The organism is Ruminococcus sp. Marseille-P6503, from assembly GCF_900604945.1.
Taxonomy (GTDB): Bacteria; Bacillota; Clostridia; order Oscillospirales; family Ruminococcaceae; genus FB2012.
In genome coordinates this window covers 1091041-1107583 of record NZ_UWPB01000002.1, presented here as the reverse complement: position 1 = coordinate 1107583, position 16543 = coordinate 1091041, and the positions used below count along the sequence as shown (strand labels likewise).

At 46.5% G+C, this 16543-nt stretch carries 12 protein-coding genes; 4 read left to right on the top strand and 8 right to left on the bottom strand.

From position 1 onward, the window contains the following. Positions 1-126 precede the first annotated feature (126 nt). Positions 127-1296 (bottom strand): nucleotidyltransferase family protein, encoded by a 1170-nt coding sequence (locus EIH25_RS11265; protein ID WP_124101130.1) that lies wholly within the window; start codon positions 1294-1296, stop codon positions 127-129. Positions 1297-1551: 255 nt separating this feature from the next. Here EIH25_RS11265 and EIH25_RS11260 point away from each other — a divergent pair, with 255 nt between their 5' ends. Further along, a complete protein-coding gene (locus EIH25_RS11260) occupies positions 1552-2748 on the top strand; it encodes an acetate kinase (RefSeq protein ID WP_124101129.1) in 1197 nt (398 codons plus the stop codon). A gap of 203 nt (positions 2749-2951) precedes the next feature. Next, the gene (locus tag EIH25_RS11255) at positions 2952-3923 is read left to right on the top strand and encodes a hypothetical protein (protein ID WP_124101128.1); all 972 of its coding nucleotides are present in this window, start codon (positions 2952-2954) and stop codon (positions 3921-3923) included. Positions 3924-4034: 111 nt separating this feature from the next. On the opposite strand, the gene EIH25_RS11250 is transcribed toward EIH25_RS11255, so the two are convergent. Both EIH25_RS11250 and EIH25_RS11245 read right to left on the bottom strand, forming a co-directional pair. Beyond that, positions 4035-5114, bottom strand: a complete 1080-nt coding sequence (locus EIH25_RS11250) for an ATP-dependent 6-phosphofructokinase (RefSeq protein ID WP_124101127.1) — start codon at positions 5112-5114, stop codon at positions 4035-4037. Positions 5115-5164: 50 nt separating this feature from the next. Then, entirely contained in the window at positions 5165-7312 is a 2148-nt protein-coding gene (locus tag EIH25_RS11245) for a methyl-accepting chemotaxis protein (protein WP_124101126.1), read from the bottom strand. A gap of 162 nt (positions 7313-7474) precedes the next feature. Between EIH25_RS11245 and EIH25_RS11240 the strand changes: the two genes are divergently transcribed. Beyond that, entirely contained in the window at positions 7475-8338 is an 864-nt protein-coding gene (locus EIH25_RS11240; RefSeq protein ID WP_124101125.1) for a polysaccharide deacetylase family protein, read from the top strand. 168 nt (positions 8339-8506) lie between these two features. Beyond that, the gene (locus EIH25_RS11235) at positions 8507-9589 is read left to right on the top strand and encodes a hypothetical protein (protein ID WP_124101124.1); all 1083 of its coding nucleotides are present in this window, start codon (positions 8507-8509) and stop codon (positions 9587-9589) included. Positions 9590-9823: 234 nt separating this feature from the next. On the opposite strand, the gene EIH25_RS11230 is transcribed toward EIH25_RS11235, so the two are convergent. The 5 genes from EIH25_RS11230 to cas3 form a co-directional block, all read right to left on the bottom strand. Next, positions 9824-12181, bottom strand: coding sequence for a phosphoketolase family protein (locus EIH25_RS11230; protein WP_124101123.1), 2358 nt, complete (start codon positions 12179-12181; stop codon positions 9824-9826). A gap of 212 nt (positions 12182-12393) precedes the next feature. Further along, positions 12394-12672 (bottom strand): CRISPR-associated endonuclease Cas2, encoded by a 279-nt coding sequence (cas2, locus tag EIH25_RS11225; RefSeq protein ID WP_124101122.1) that lies wholly within the window; start codon positions 12670-12672, stop codon positions 12394-12396. Between the two features lie 6 nt (positions 12673-12678). Further along, complete coding sequence (gene cas1b / locus EIH25_RS11220; protein WP_124101121.1) at positions 12679-13671, bottom strand: type I-B CRISPR-associated endonuclease Cas1b; 993 nt, start codon at positions 13669-13671, stop codon at positions 12679-12681. A 9-nt stretch (positions 13672-13680) separates the two neighbouring features. Then, a complete protein-coding gene (cas4, locus tag EIH25_RS11215) occupies positions 13681-14175 on the bottom strand; it encodes a CRISPR-associated protein Cas4 (RefSeq protein WP_124101120.1) in 495 nt (164 codons plus the stop codon). Between the two features lie 14 nt (positions 14176-14189). Next, positions 14190-16475, bottom strand: coding sequence for a CRISPR-associated helicase Cas3' (gene cas3 / locus EIH25_RS11210; protein WP_164489229.1), 2286 nt, complete (start codon positions 16473-16475; stop codon positions 14190-14192). Between the last annotated feature and the right edge of the window lie 68 nt (positions 16476-16543).

Sequence of the window (16543 nt, the reverse complement as noted above, 5' to 3'; positions counted from 1 at the left end):
GCTTCAGGATAAAAAACAAGCTTATGCTCCGATAAATTTCACAGGCATAAGCTTTAATTTATATATATCCCGTTCTGACCGCTATACCGCAAACATACCTACTCGGAGCTTTCATTTATCCGCGGATCATTCCGATAGCGAGATTTTTCTCTGATAATCGCTTATATAAGGCTCCTTGCGGTTTGAGCAGAAATACTGGAGCCTGACTGCGTTCTGTTCAAGCTGAGATACCCTTGCCGCATAAACGGAGGTCTGCTCAAGGCGTTTTAAGGACGTATCCACAGGAAGCAGCGCGGACTTGCAGCGGGCGAGTATCTCTTTACCTCTGCCGTTGAACGCAAGTATCCTTATATACGGCACATCAATCAAATCTGAGCTTTTGACGCCCAGAACAAGGTACAAAGCAATACGCCTTAATCTTGCCATGGTTATATTCCTGCTCTTGCAGGCGCTGAAAAATTCATCGGAGGAAAGCGGCATTTGCTTCATTACGGTTATGATTCTGTCTGCAATTTCTCCGCTTACGTCCGGCAGCTCAAGCAGACTTTCCTTATCGGCGCAGGAAAGCCTGAACAGCAGCTCGCTCTGCATATTCTCCATGAAACAGGTGTTTTTCGGAACGCAGCCGTCCGGAATAAAGCGGCAGGCGTTTTCGCCGTTTCTCAGCATATTCCTTACCGCTGATGCCGAAGCAAAATCCCCGACCGTACCTCCGTCATCGTGTCCGACAGCCTTTCTCTGCACAGGCGACGGCTCGATATCCGGCGCAAGCTTTCTCAGAGCTTTTATATATTCCACGGCAAGAATACTGTTAGGTTTTGCCAAAGCCTCGCCAACATCCGTTCCGTATTTTTCAAGCGCCGCCTCGTAAACTGCCAGCGGATAGCTTTTTCCCTCCGACAGTTTTTTTCTGACCTCTCCGGAATCCTTCAACTCCTCCGACGCGTCCGCCGCTCTTTTCAGCAGCTCCGCCTCCTGAACCTCGCTTCCGAAGGAAAGCCTGTTTACAACGCCGCTGCCAAGGGAAGCGAGAATTCTTACCGCAGACAACGCAAAAAGCTCACCGCTTGAGCATGAAAAGGGACAAGGCAGCTCTATGACCAGATCGACCCCGTTTTTTACCGCGGCACGCGCCCTGAAATATTTGTCCGCTGCCGCGCATTCCCCGCGCTGCACCGCCGCTCCGCTCATAACAGCGACGACATGGGTCGCTCCGTTTTTCCTTGTTTGGTCTGCAAGATATTTATGACCGTTGTGAAAAGGATTGAATTCCGCAATTATCCCCGCCGTCAGCATTTTGAGTTCCTTTCATATTCCGGTTGAATCAGCAAAGAGCGAAGCCGGCAGAAAGCCTTGACGCCGTTGCCGCTTTAGCCGGTACTTAAACGTTTAAAATGAATAAAAAGACGTATGTAAAATTGTGCAAAATGTATATTTATAAAAAATGCCCTTGAAAAAACACGATGTTGCTGTTATAATAATAGTATCTGATAACAGGGCAAAAGTCAAGTCCCGTTATTTATTTTTGTTTGAGAGGAGATTTTTTATCCAATGAAAATATTAGTTGTAAACGCAGGTTCTTCTTCGCTTAAATATCAGCTGCTCGATATGACAGACGAATCGGTTATAGCAAAGGGAAACTGCGACAGAATCGGTATCGACGGTCACATTTCCGCAAAAACAGGGGACGGAAGGACTCTTGAGGAAAACTGTGCTTTCCCTACTCATACGGAAGCTTTTGAAAAGCTTGTCAAGGTGCTTACCACAGGCGAAACAAAGGTTATAGATTCAATGGCTGAGATTTCCGCCGTAGGACACAGAGTAGTACAGGGCGCAGAGGTGTTCAAGGAAACCTGTATCGCTACCGACGAGGTAATCGACAAAATAGACGCTCTCGCAGAGCTTGCGCCGGTTCATAACCATCCTCACGCGCTTGCTCTCCGCGCCTGCAAAAAGGTTCTGCCCGAGGGCGTTCCGCAGGTAGTCGTATTTGATACCGCATTCCACTCGACAATGCCCAGAAAGGCTTTTCTCTACGGACTTCCCTACGAGTGCTATGAGGAGCTTCACGTAAGAAAATACGGCTTTCACGGAACCTCGCACAGATATGTTTCCTCAGAGCTTTCCAGAGTTATGGGCAAGGATATCAAGGACCTTAAAATCGTTTCCTGTCACCTTGGCAACGGCTCGTCTATCACCGCTATAAACGGCGGAATTTCAGTTGACACCTCCATGGGCTTTACTCCCCTTGACGGTCTTGTAATGGGAACCCGCTGCGGCGCCGTTGACCCTTCGGCTATTGAGTTTGTTGAAAAGAAGAAGGGCTTTACTCCCGATCAGATGACAGAATATATGAATAAGCAGTCGGGCTTCCTCGGACTTTCCGGAATAGGCTCCGACAACCGCGATATTACCGCCGCTGCCGAGCAGGGCAACGAGAGAGCCAAGATCGTAGGCGAGGTATTCTGCTATCAGATCAAGAAATTTATCGGCTCCTACGCCGCCGTCATGAACGGTCTTGACGCCGTTATCTTTACCGGAGGAATCGGCGAAAACGCTCCGGACGTCCGCGAGCGCTCATGCTCCAATCTCGACGTTCTCGGAGTAAGGATCGACCACGAAGCGAACGCGGTGCGCGGAAAGCTTGCAAAAATCTCCACTGACGATTCAAAGGCTCAGGTTTGGGTAATTCCTACGAACGAAGAGCTGCTTATCGCGAGAGATACTCTTGAGCTTATAAGCAAATAAAACTACAAGGCGGCACACGGCAAGTGTATCGCCGCTTTAACTCTTTAATTTATCCGCGGCGGTCAGGTACGTTTGCCTGACCGCCCTTTTTATTATGGCCCTTATTTTTATGTTAATACGCAGTTAATATTAGCAGTGTATAATAATTCAAACAGAAATATAAGCATAAGGAGGTATGTTCCCGTAGGGAGCATAGTTTTATCATGAGCAAAATAAGCAAAAGCGGAGGAACTGTTTCAGGGGACGATTACGAATACGAAAAAAGAATCGCCGAAGAGGAGCAGAACAAACGCCGCGCGGAAGAAGAGGAATACAACGCCGCACTTGAAAAGCAGAAAAAAATCGACCGTCAGCAGCGGGAGGAAAGGGACAGACGGATCGCTCAGGAACGCATTGAGCTGATGAAGCTTAAAAACGGAGTAATATCGGAGTCGGAAACTATCAAGGAGGAGCACCAGCAGGCGCGTCAGCTTCACGGCGTTGAAAAGCTCTCCAACTTCTGGTATCACAATAAAATATGGATACTGTTCGCCGCATTTATTATTGTCGTCGTAGGATACATAACCTACGATACACTGACGCGTGAAAAGCCCGATATCACGGTAATGATGATTGCCGACAACGGATTGCAGCTGAGAACCGACGAGCTTGAAGCGTTCTTTGAAAAATACACCGACGATCTTAACGGCGACGGAGAGGTTCATGTATCAGTTCTTTCGCTTCCGCTCAATTCCTCAACCGCCGATACAATGCAGCAGGGCTATCAGTCAAAATTTCTTGCCCAGCTCCAGTCCTCTGAATGTATAATGGTCATAACCGATTCCAATACCGAGCCCGACTTTCAGGAGATCATGAAATCTGACCTTTCAGACGACTTTCCCGGAAATCCATACATTGACGAATACGGGCTTTCACTGAATTTTAAATTTCTTTCCGAGGAACTGAAATTTGAATATATGCCCAACGACGTTCATCTGTGTCTGCGGATACCGATAAAAACCGTAAGCGACTCTCTTGAGGAAATGCAGGAAAGCTATGATACAAACTTCAGGATTTTTTCACGTATCGTCGAGGACCTTACCGAGCGCGCTCAGGAAACCAACGATCCGGGGCTTTCAACCGAGCCGGTCAAGAGGGACGATTCAAACGCGGAATCCGTTTCAGCCTCCGAATAACAAAAAGGAAAGGCTGCGCCTGAAAAACAATAAAGCGTTCACCCTGAACGGCAGGTGAACGCTTTAATATTTGCTCTTTTAAATTCCGCCGGAAGAATAAGCAACGGAAGCTTAATCCCCGAACGAGATACCTATATCCTTTGCGGTTCTGACGAGCTGATCGTTTTCAGGCACAAACTTGGTTTTTCCCGCAACCTCCGACAGCGGATTTTCAGAAACAACATTATCTATCATGGCTACGGCATAGCCGTACTTTTCGTCGGCAATAAGCTTCGCGGCATGGACTCCGAACTTAGTGGCAAGAACTCTGTCGTAGGCCGAAGGGCTTCCTCCCCTCAGCATATGTCCGGGGACGCAGACCCTTGTTTCACAGCCGGTATTTTCCTCGATCTGCTTTGCGATCCGGCTGGTTGCCGTGGTAATTCCCGCCTCCGCGCGAAGTCTTGCTCTTTCCTTCTTTTTCAGCTTAGCCTCATTAACGTCAAAAGCTCCCTCGGCGACCGCGAGGATCGAAAATCCCTTGCCTGAGCGGCTTCTCTTTTCACAGGCAGCGCACAGCTTGCCAATATCATAAGGTATCTCAGGAATAACTATCATATCCGCTCCTCCGGCGATTCCCGAATAGAGCGTAAGCCACCCTGCCTTATTTCCCATAATTTCTACTACAAGAATACGTCCGTGAGAATTGGCCGTGGTATGAAGCCTGTCAATTACATCGGTCGCCGTATCGACCGCGGTATGAAATCCGAAGGTCACGCTGGTGCCCCATATATCGTTGTCTATCGTTTTGGGAAGCCCGATAACGTTCAGCCCCTCCTCCGAAAGAAGATTTGCTGTTTTGTGAGTTCCGTTTCCTCCCAAAGTAAGCAGGCAGTCCAGCTTCTGCTTCTTATAGGTTTCCTTCATCGCCTTGACCTTATCTACATTATCCTCTCCGACTACCTTCATCATCTTGAACGGAGTACGCTTTGTACCGAAAATAGTTCCGCCGGTAGTAAGTATTCCGGAAAAGTCGGAGCTTACCATTTCTCTGCACTGATTATTGATAAGACCCGAGTACCCGTCCTCAATCCCCACGATTTCAACCTCGTCGCCGAAGCGCTCATAGCAGGCCTTTGCTACTCCTCTGATGGTAGCGTTAAGTCCCGGACAATCTCCTCCGCTTGTTAAAATACCTACTCTTCTTTTCATAATATCAGTTTCCTTTCGTTAAAGCGGCGCAGCCGCTTTTGGTATCGCCTTTAGTATTTATCGTCGTCATCGTCAAAAACAATTTTCAGATCATCTCCGTTTTCGTCAGCCGGCTCCTCAGGATACACAAACCGGCTCTGAGACTTTTCGGCTTCCTCAGCTCCGGCTTCATCGCCGCTTTCGGAATCGTCAAGCCCGCTGTCGTCGTACTCGTACCGTCTGCCGGAGGTATGCTCGTTTACGGTATCAGAAAGCCTGAATCTCGCTATCATCTTTTTAAGTATCAGCGACTGCTCGGAAAGCTCCTCGCTGGCGGACGCCGAACCGACAGCGGTAGAGGTATTCGCGGCAACTACCGCAGATATCTGGTCCACTCCGGTATTTATCTGAACTATAGCCTCAGCCTGTGCGGCGGAAGCGTCCGTAATGTTTTTAACAAGCCCTTTAGTAGTATTGGAGCCTTTGACGATTTCATTCAGCGACTGCGCGGTCTGCTTGGCAAGCTTTGAGCCTCTGTTTACAGCCGTTGTTGAATTTTCTATCAGCGCCGCAGTCTGTTTAGCCGCCTCAGCGGAACGCGAAGCCAGACGTCTTACCTCGTCGGCTACGACCCCGAAGCCCTTGGAGCCTTCTCTCGCGGCCTCCACCGCCGCATTCAGAGCAAGTATATTGGTCTGGAACGAAATCTCGTCAATAACCTTGATTATATTCGCGATCTCCGAGGAAGCCGAGTATATCTGTTCCATAGCGTCAAGCATTTTCGACATATCCTCATTGCAGCTGTTGATAGCCGTTGTGTTCTCGGCAACGATATTGTACGCGTTCTTAGCGTCCTCGGAATTTTGCCGTACCTGCTTCGCAACATCGTTGAGAGTAGCGGAAAGCTGTTCGATCGCGCTGGCCTGCTGGGTAGAGCCCTGGGAAAGAGCCTGCGCCGAATTTGAAACCCTTACCGCGCCCGTATTTACCTGCTCCGCCGAAGTGTTTATCGACGCGAAGGTCTCCGAAAGCGATTCAAATATTTCATTGAAGGTATTCTTTATCTTAATAAAATCCCCCTTGAAGGTACCCTCCATACGATGACACAGATTACCCTCCGATATCTGGGTAAGAGCCACGGTTATAAGGTTTATATACTGCCTCAGACACACTATGGTTTCCTCAAGCGAGCTTGAAAGAATACCGATCTCTCCTTTTGAATACCATACCTCTACCGGATCTGTCAGATTTCCCTGAGCAAGCTGGCGTATACGGTTAGTCGTAGCGATTATCGGCTTGGAAATGCTCCTCGCAAACAATACCGAAATTATAACTGTAACGCCGAGTATCCCTGCTCCGATCAGAAAAATATTTCTCAGCGCGGACGAGCTTGTACTCATAAAGCTTTCGACCGGGCTTATAACAAGCAGCGTTCCGTTAAAGTAGCCGGTTTCAGCATAGCCGACTACATAATCCACGCCGTCATAGCTGTAGTTTCCATAGCCCTCCGTCTTTTCCGCCGCATTCGATATACACAGAGCCATATCTGAATATGTATCGTCGTACGCGGCAAGATCTACCGGATTGAATCTGCTAACCGCCTTGCTCATATCCTTATGAAGTATCGTTTCTCCGGACGAATCTACAACGCAGGCATACCCTTCCTCACCGAACGATACGTCCGCTATAACATTGTTGACAAGCTCAGCGTTGACAGCAACTGCGGCGACATAGCTTACATTCCAGTCGGATATTATCGGATGCAGAACGGCAAAATACATACTGTTTTTTTCCGATTTGATATCCGTTATCACTGTGTCCTTTTTGTTGACCGCGTGAATAACGTCGTCGGAGGTAATAATATCCGCACAGGCCCCTCCGGTAGTATCTATCATTTTACCGTCAGCGCCATACAGCGCATAGGAGAAATTCTCCGTATCGGTAGACACCTTTTCCTGAAGCAGCTCAAGGATTTTCTTACTGTCCTGCTCCCCGCTGACGCTCTGGGAAGCCGCTATATAGGCAAAATTATCAACATAGCGTTTTACCGCGTTGTCAAAGGTTTCGGAAGCCTGGACCGCTATAGGACATATAGTCTTTTTCAGCGTATCCTCCGTTGATTTATTGATGTAAGAAACCGCCACTATGCTAAGTATAACGGTTATAACAAAAGAAAGCGACAATAATGATACCATCAGCTTAGAGCGAACTGTTTTCAATTTGATTCCCCCGTATTTGATTACCTTATATATATTGATTATATCAGATTTGCACAAATAATTCAATAGCCCTGTACATATTTTTTTGTACTTTTACAAAAATCTTCGGCATATTATAGTACAGGCATAAAAGCCTTAATTTTTTTAAACGGGGAGATAGCATTGTTTGTAAGCATTAAATTAAGAAAAGCCGGCTGCGCTGTAATGATCCTTACGCTGATCGTCAGCGCTCTGGCAGCGGTTTTCATTCCGTCGGAGGCAACGGCGCAGGAACGCGAGGGTATCAAGGTTCCTATAATAATGTATCACAGTATACTAAAGAACGAAGAGATGTGGGGAGATTACGTGCTTTCTCCGATTGAACTGGAAAAGGACATAGTTTATCTAAAAAACAACGGCTACGAAGCGGTTTTTGTAAGCCAGCTGATAGACTATGTTGAAAACGGAAAGGAGCTTCCAGAAAAGCCGGTAATACTTTCTTTTGACGACGGAAGCTACAACAACCTTACCTATGTGCTTCCGCTGCTGAAAAAATACGGCTTCAAGGCGACCTTTTCCGTAGTAGGGAAATATTCCGAGGTAGCCTGCGAGGACGCCGACCCGTCGCCCGGCTATTCCTACCTGGACTGGAAGGACATAAAAAAGCTAATGGAAAGCGGATACATTGAAATCGCCAACCACAGCTATGATATGCATTCGCTTGACGGGCGCAGAGGCTCGTTAATGAACAGCGGCGAGAGCTACGAGGATTACCGCCAGGCTTTTTACAACGACGCTTTTAAAACTCAGCATCTGCTTGAGGATAACTGCGGATTTACGCCGGACGTCTATACCTATCCCTACGGTCTTATATGCGACGCCTCCAGACATCTGGTGAAAAGCTGCGGCTTCAAGGCAAGTCTGGGAGTAGAGGAAAAAATGAATTACATATGCCGGGGCGACAGCGACTGTCTTTACGAAATGTACAGATATAACCGCACCGCTTTTGAAAGCACCGAAGATTTTATGAAACGGCTTCTCGGATAACGGCTTATAATCATAAAAGTCGCCTTGCATAGCTTTCGGTATTTTTATCTGTTCCTGATTCCGCCGGCAGGAATAAAGTTTTTGAGCAGCCGACGGTTGACGAATTATGCAATTTGTACTATAATAAAACTGACAATTGCATTTAGTTCCGAAGGACAGGTGATTATATTGAATTTAAAGCGTATATGCCACACGCTGATATTAATGGCGGCCGCTGCGGCGATTTGCTCTCTGTTCAGCATAACCGCGTCGGCGGCGAGCCGCGCCGAATTTTATATTCCCGACGGCGCAGTCGCTCAGGGGAGCGACTTTGAGGTTACCGTTAAATTTACCTCCGATCAGAATATAGGCGCTGTACAGTCCGACTTCGTATACGACGATTCATCAGTTCAGTTTGTTCCCGACGGAGATATGATTACCGGAGGAAGCGGAATATTGTTTATAGAAGCTTATCCGGACAGCGACAGCAGCGAGCTTTCGGTCACGCTGAAATTTACGGCGCTTAAAAAAGGCGTTTCCGAAATGTCTGTTTCAAACTGTTCCGTTCTTTCCGGCGACGGAACAACACTGGGAAGCCCGACGGCATACGCAAACATTACGGTCGGAGAAGACTCGGGAACGGTCACTACCATCCCCTCCGGCTCATCGCAGACTGACAGCGATGTTTCCGCGATAACCACTGCTGATGAAAGCAGCGCTCCCGCTCAGGGTATTCTTACTGAGCTTACCGTTTCAGAGGGCGAGCTTATACCTGAATTCTCATACGATATTTACAATTATGTCGTAAAGGTAGACAACTCTGTGGATTACTGTGAAATAGAGGGAACGACAGCCAGCATTCTCGATTACATATGGTACACCGGCAGCAACTATCTTCAGGTCGGCGACAACATAAGAACCATAACCGTTACCGATACAAACGGAAACAAACGCGCATACACCATAACGATACAGCGCGCGGCAGCGCCGGAGGAATCTTCCTCCCAAGAGGAAATCAACACGCAGACCCAGTCGGTCACAACGTCCGTCAGACAGACGACCTCAGCCCGATCGGACAGCGGCGGCGAAAGCGCAATGGATAAGTACAAAAAAATTCTTATGCCGGCTCTTGGCATCGTAATGTTCGTTCTGGTTCTTTCGCTTGTCATACTGATCGTCTGGCTGCGATCAAAGGCCAAGGAACGCCGCGAACGGAAGGAAGAGGAAAAGGCGCGCATAAAGCGCGGAAACATACAGTCAAAAAAGAAATAAAGCTTATTCCCCGACGACAGCGCCCGCCGGGGAGTTTTATTTTGCGCCTGAAAACATAGTTCAATACAGTCAGGTCTGTATTGGAATATCCCTTTTAACGCATTTCTTATACCGCATAATTATCCGGCTCACCGCCGCCCGGATAATTATTGCGGCAAAAAACCGCTTCCGGCACAGCAAAGCTTCGGAAGCGGTTTTTATATACCTATTAGTTTACATATTCAGCCTGACAGCTTACTGCCATTTCCAGTTTCTGATCTCCGGCAGATCAATACCATACTCGGCTATGTACTGCTTGTGCTCGACAAGCTTGTCCATCATCTGCTGATACAGATATGCTCCGGTATTGCCGAGCTGAGGAAGTCTTTTGACTATCTCAAGCACAAGGTGGAAACGGTCTATCTCGTTCTGAACTCTCATATCGAACGGAGTAGTTATAGTTCCCTCTTCATTATAGCCGCAGACATACAGATTTCTGTTGTGTCTGTGGTAAAGCAGCTCATGTATAAGCGTAGGATAGCCGTGGAACGCAAAAACGATAGGCTTGTCCTTTGTAAACAGAGCGTCGAAATCCGCGTCGGAAAGTCCGTGAGGGTGCTTCGACTGAGGCTGGAGCTTGAACAGATCCACTACGTTTATGAATCTGATCTTTACCTCCGGCAGGTTGCTGCGCAGGATAGTAACAGCGGCAAGCGCCTCCAGAGTAGGCGTATCTCCGCAGCAGGCAAGAACAACGTCCGGCTCCTGACCCTGATCGTTTGAAGCCCACTCCCAGATACCTATACCCTGAGTGCAGTGCTTTACCGCCTGCTCCATTGTCAGCCACTGCTGCCTTGGATGCTTTGAAGTAACCATTACGTTTACATAGTTCTTGGAACGTATGCAATGGTCAAAGCAGCTCAGCAGACAGTTTGTATCCGGCGGGAGATACATTCTTACAACGTCGGCCTTCTTGTTCGCAACATGGTCAAGGAAGCCGGGATCCTGATGAGTAAAGCCGTTGTGATCCTGCTGCCATACGTTGGAGGACAAGATATAGTTAAGCGACGCTATCTTATGTCTCCAGGGCAGCTCGGAAGTAACCTTAAGCCACTTGGCGTGCTGTGAAAACATCGAATCAACGATCCTGATAAACGCTTCATAGCTTGCAAAGAAGCCGTGACGTCCAGTGAGCAGATAGCCCTCGAGCCAACCCTCGCACATATGCTCCGAAAGCATTGAATCCATAACACGTCCGTCCGAGGCAAGGAACTCGTCGTTGTCCTTCATATCCGCGTTCCAGTCGCGGTTCGTAGCCTCAAACACCGCGCCAAGGCGGTTTGACATCGTTTCGTCAGGTCCGAAAATACGGAAGTTTTTCGTTTCCTCGTTAAGCTTGAAAACATCTCTTACAAACTTGCCAAGCTCTATCATATCCTGCGCCTCGACAGAACCCGGAACAGGCACTTCTACCGCGTACTTTCTGAAATCGGGAAGTCTGAGATCACGCAGCAGGATTCCGCCGTTGGCATGAGGATTAGCTCCCATTCTCCTGTCGCCCTTAGGACAAAGCTCCTCCAGCTCCGGAATAAGTCTGCCGTTTTCGTCAAACAGCTCCTCCGGTCTGTAGCTCAGCAGCCATTCTCTCAGCTGGTCGAGATGCTCGGGCTGTTCCATTGTCATAGGCACCTGATGCGCGCGGAACGTACCCTCTATCTGCTTGCCGTCAACGGTCTGCGGTCCTGTCCAGCCCTTAGGCGAACGGAAAACGATCATCGGCCACATAGGACGCTCTGTTACGCCGTCCTCGCGCGCGGCCTTCTGGATAGCCTTAATTTCTTCGATAACGGTATCAAGTGTTTCAGCCATCAGCTTATGCATCGTCATGGGATCGTCGCCCTCAACGAAATAAGGCTTCCAGCCGCAGCCCTCAAAAAACTTCTGAATCTCGTCATGCGAAATTCTGGAGAAAACAGTAGGATTTGAGATTTTGTAGCCGTTAAGGTGAAGGATAGGCAGAACCGCTCCGTCAGTCTTAGGATTAAGGAACTTATTTGAATGCCAGGCAGTGGCGAGAGGTCCTGTTTCAGCCTCGCCGTCGCCCACTACGCAGGTCGTGATAAGATCCGGATTATCAAAAACGGCTCCGAAGGAATGCGCCAGAGAATAGCCAAGCTCTCCACCCTCGTTGATTGAGCCGGGAGTTTCGGGAGCGACGTGCGAAGAAATTCCTCCGGGAAAGGAGAACTGCTTAAACAGCTTTTTCATGCCCTCAACGTCGCGGGAAATATTAGGATAAACCTCGGAATAGGAGCCTTCAAGATATGTATTGGCAACCATGAAGTTTCCTCCGTGTCCGGGTCCCGAAATATAGATCATATCAAGATCATATTTCCTGATCACACGGTTAAGGTGAGTATAGATAAAGTTCTGACCGGGAACCGTTCCCCAGTGACCTACGATCTTCTTCTTTACATGATCCATAGTAAGCGGCTCGCGAAGAAGCGGATTATCAAGCAGATAAAGCTGACCTGCCGACAGATAGTTTGCGGCGCGCCAATAGGCGTCCATTTTCTCCAGAAGCTCGGGAGAAATATTAACTGTGTCTGACATTCTTCATACCTCCATTAATTTCTGAGCGGCCGTAAATTCCGCCCTGCCGAAAACGTAAACGTTTTCACCCAATAAAATTATATCACATTTTCTGTCGTTTTTCAAGAGAAACATATGAATATAGGTGAAGATTTTATACTGTATATATGAACATACATATGCAATATAAAAATTTAAATGCACTTAATCGGCGGCTGTCCGCAGCTGCAGGCTTAAATAAACACAGAAGTGCTGTCGTCCTCTTTTGCCCAGAACTCCTTTTTCAACCATTTTTCATTTCTGCTCCTGAAAACTATCAGAGAATCCGATTCCTTCCTAAGGTATTGATTAAGCTTATTTTTCATCGCGGCAAGTCCAGGCTCAGATATTTCCCCTTCAAACACAGAATTCTGTATATGGAAAAGATACTGCTTACAGATCTTATATACTTTCGGAAGTATCTTTTTCCCTTTCTCATCCATTGCTATATCATAGACTAAAATTACATACATCTGCTTTCACCACCATATTTTAAATCCGTCATATTCCTTTTCACCAATAAGATGCTTTATGAGCTTGTACAGCTCCAGCCTTATAAGATACTGATAGGAAACGCTTCTTCCAAGTTCCCTGTGCTTTATAGTAGCCGCCAGACGCTTTTCCAGCTCAGTTACAATCGTCTGCGAAGCTTTTTTCGTAAGATGAAGGTAATCAAGCCCCGGAGTAAAGCTTTTCTGAGATATCTGATTTTTGTTCAGCATGGAAAATATAAGCCTGTCGGCGATCAAAGGCTTGAAAATTTCTGAAATATCAAGGCAAAGCGAAAATCTTCTGACGCCCGGTTCGTGAAGATAGCTTATGGTGGGATTAAGCTGAGTCTTATAAACTTCGCTGAGCGTTTTAGTGTAAACCAGTGTGTTCACAAAAGATATAAGCGAATTTATTTCATTGTCAGGAGGATTCTTTACTCTCTTTTCAAAATCGATCTGCTGATTGACGACAATATTCCATGCATTGTAATAAATCTTCCGTATATTGCCTTCAACTCCCATCAGCTCGCTTATTTTACAGGTCTTATATATTAGTTTCCGCAGACTTTCAATTTCCGCCATATGACCTGAAAGATCCTTTTCGCGGACATTGTAATACCTTAAATTACGATAAATATTAAAGCTTGCCGCGTCTATAAGCTTCTGAGCTATGGTAAGTCTTTTCTCAGAATCAGTATAATGCTCCACCTGGCTTATCAGCAGCCTTCCCGCAAGCAGCTGTTCCTTGGGATAGAAGCTGCCGGTATAAAAATCATAATAATTAAAAAAGTGTACGATAATTCCATGCTGTGACAGAAAATTCAAAAGCGCAGTATTGAAGGTCATTTCGCTCATTACATAAATGTCGCTGATATTTTCAACCGGTATATCTCTTTTTGTACCGTCACAGGTGATAAACTGAACGGTATTATCCTTTCGGCTTAAAGTACCGCCGTTATATACATAAAAGCTTTGTCCCATTTTCCCCTCCTATATCAGACAGAGATCGGCATATGCGCATTTTCTGCAAATACTTTTTTTATTCATTTCAGGCGGAAGCTTCAGACTGACCGTTTCCTTTATGTCAGCGATCACTCCTTCAAGCTTGATCATATCCGATTCTGAAAGCTCAACGTCTACATTTTTATGCAGCAGCGGATAATCTATCCTTGCGCAAAGACCGCTCAGTCCTTTTTTCTTCAGATAGTACAGATAATACTTAACCTGCCATATAGAAGCCTCTTCAATCGAACGGCTTTTCTTTACTTCGTGAAGCATATTTTTATCTCTGATAAAATCAATATTTATCACATTGTCTATATTTATATGCTTTTGTTCCCTGCTGTAGGAATTCTCGTCAAGTATTTTGCCAAGCACGACTGCGTCGTAATCCGCTTCCATCCGTATCTCATTTGAAAAATACCACAGCTTTCTTCTGCATACAAAATAATAATATATCATCATGCCGGAAATGTTTCTTTCCATTTCACTGTCCTCCGTCAGATTATCAGCTCGTCTATTGGGAAGCTGCTGTTCGCATTCTTTCCGTCGGCAAAAGCTTTGATAAGCCCCATGCCGGAGGAAGACGCTTCGTCGAAATCATAATCTCCATTATACAGATAAATACCGCTGTGCTTATAAAAAAGCTGATTCGATCTGTCATAATCAAGCCGATGATAGTAAGAAACGTTTACCGTATAGCTTAGTATTTCATCTCTTACCCTCTGCTTTTCTTCGCTGATTCTCCGCTTTTCCTCGTCTGTAACCTGATTCTTCAGCTTAACCGAAAGCTTTTCCCTCCATTCTGCAAGCCTGCCGCTTTTTTTAAGCCGTTCATATACCTCTCTGGGACAAAGAGTAATGGAATCAATGTTTCTTAACTTCTCCTTTACCTCCCTCTTATCTTCTTCATACCACGACAGATTTTCCAGAAACCTTATCTGTTCCTTTACGGTATTGTAATATCTGCTGTCCCTGCGGTTTTCATTGTAAACATAATCTATCATTTCCGACTTATCATCCCGCTGTTCACATTCGTAAAGAAGCGCGCATTTATTTCCGCCGAGCTTGCTTTTCACCGCTTCAAGGGACCAGTCATAAAGCTCCTCGTCAATAAACAGCTTAGTTCCGTTCCGGCTGTCCAGTATAAATACGTTAGCCTCGCCGGCGTCGTTCTCACGGGAACGGTAAACACGTCCCATGCGCTGTAGCAGCGAATCTATGGTGCACATTTCGGTGTAAAGCACATCAAAATCAATATCCAGGCTTGCCTCTACTATCTGGGTAGATATCCAGATACCGCATTGCCCGTTAACTTCTCCTGTGTTAGGCGCAAAACTGCATATATCCTTCTCAAGCGCTTTTCTGTCCTTAGCAAGAAACAAGCTGTGCAGCAGGCGGCAGCTGCAGGACGCCGTTTCACTCAGTATCTCAAAAACCTTTTGCGCCTTCGCAACGGTGTTTACGATAACAAGCACCTTCTTTGCGTTTCCCTCAGAGGCAATACGTTCGTAGTCGAACTCGCAGCCTTCCAGCAGCGATATGCTGTGCCTGTGGGTACAGCTTCCGTAAAAGGACGGCGACATTTCAAAGGATATCCTGTTTTCCTTAAAAAAATCCTTAAGGAGCAGCGGAAAGGTCGCCGTAGTAATTAGAAAACGTCCCCCAAGCTCTGTTATCTGCTTAAGCGCGTAGATTATAGTACCCAGCAGACGCGGTGAATAAGACTGTATCTCGTCTATTATAAGCTTTGAATATGAAAGCGTGGCAAGACTCATTTCACAGCCGTTGTATTTATATGCAAAAGTAAGCAGCTGGTCTATCGTGCATACCGTCAGGGGAGCGGTAAGCTTTTTTGCCTTCTGATGTAAAGTATCGGCGTCCTCTCCCCCGTCGACGCGGTTTGCAATGTAGTACGAACGCGCGTCAGAATGAAGCAAAGCGCAGGGAGCATATCCAATTTTAGTTTCAGCTATGATCCTCCTGTAAATCTCATTGATAGAAATTTTAAGCGGCAGCGTATAAAAACCCTTTTCTCCGTTGAGCCATAGCAAAGCTCCCTCCGTTTTACCGCTTCCGGTAGCGGCTGTTATGATAAGATTTTTATCACAGTTTTCCGCGGCATACCGCTGCAGACCGCGCTTCGAGCCGTAGCGTGTCTTAAGAAACCTGTCTGTCATCTGTGTAACAGTGCTGCCGTTATATTCCGCCGGCGCCTCAATATCTATTCCCGCAGAAGCGCAATAATCCGCCTTGTTAAGCAAGCCCTTAATTTTTATGTAGCGATTTGTAAAATTATCGTTCTGCGGTTTTCTCAGCGTGATATACTTAAGGTAAGGCTGCCGAGGACGCTTATAGCCGTTAAAGCTGTAGCCGGCGGCGTTTTCCCACAGGTTATCCGCAACATATTCCTCAATCTCGTCACTTTTGTATTCAAATTTTCCTCTGTCATGGTGAAACATAATTGCCATAAATATGGCATTTTTGTCCTGCTGATCCTTAAAGCGATTGATAAAATCATTTTTATTTATCATCGCGCAGCTTAAAAAGCCATGAGGAATGCTTTCCTCTCTGACCTGTTTTCCGCTTATCGCTCCTTTTATTTTATTCTGAAACTTTTTATCAAGCTTTCCCAGGTCATGACTTTCCGCAGCAAAATAAAGCATTTCCCATTCATAATCGCTCAGCGCTCCTTCATAGCGCTGTCTGAGCAGCTTACACTCGTCAAGCGTTTTCCGCGTATGCTCCTCCAGAGATTCCGGGGGATTTGATTTTGCATATATCATAAGCTCGTCCATACAAATTCAAAGCATATTTTTATAAAACAAGCGCACATTTTTTATACGGACGCTTG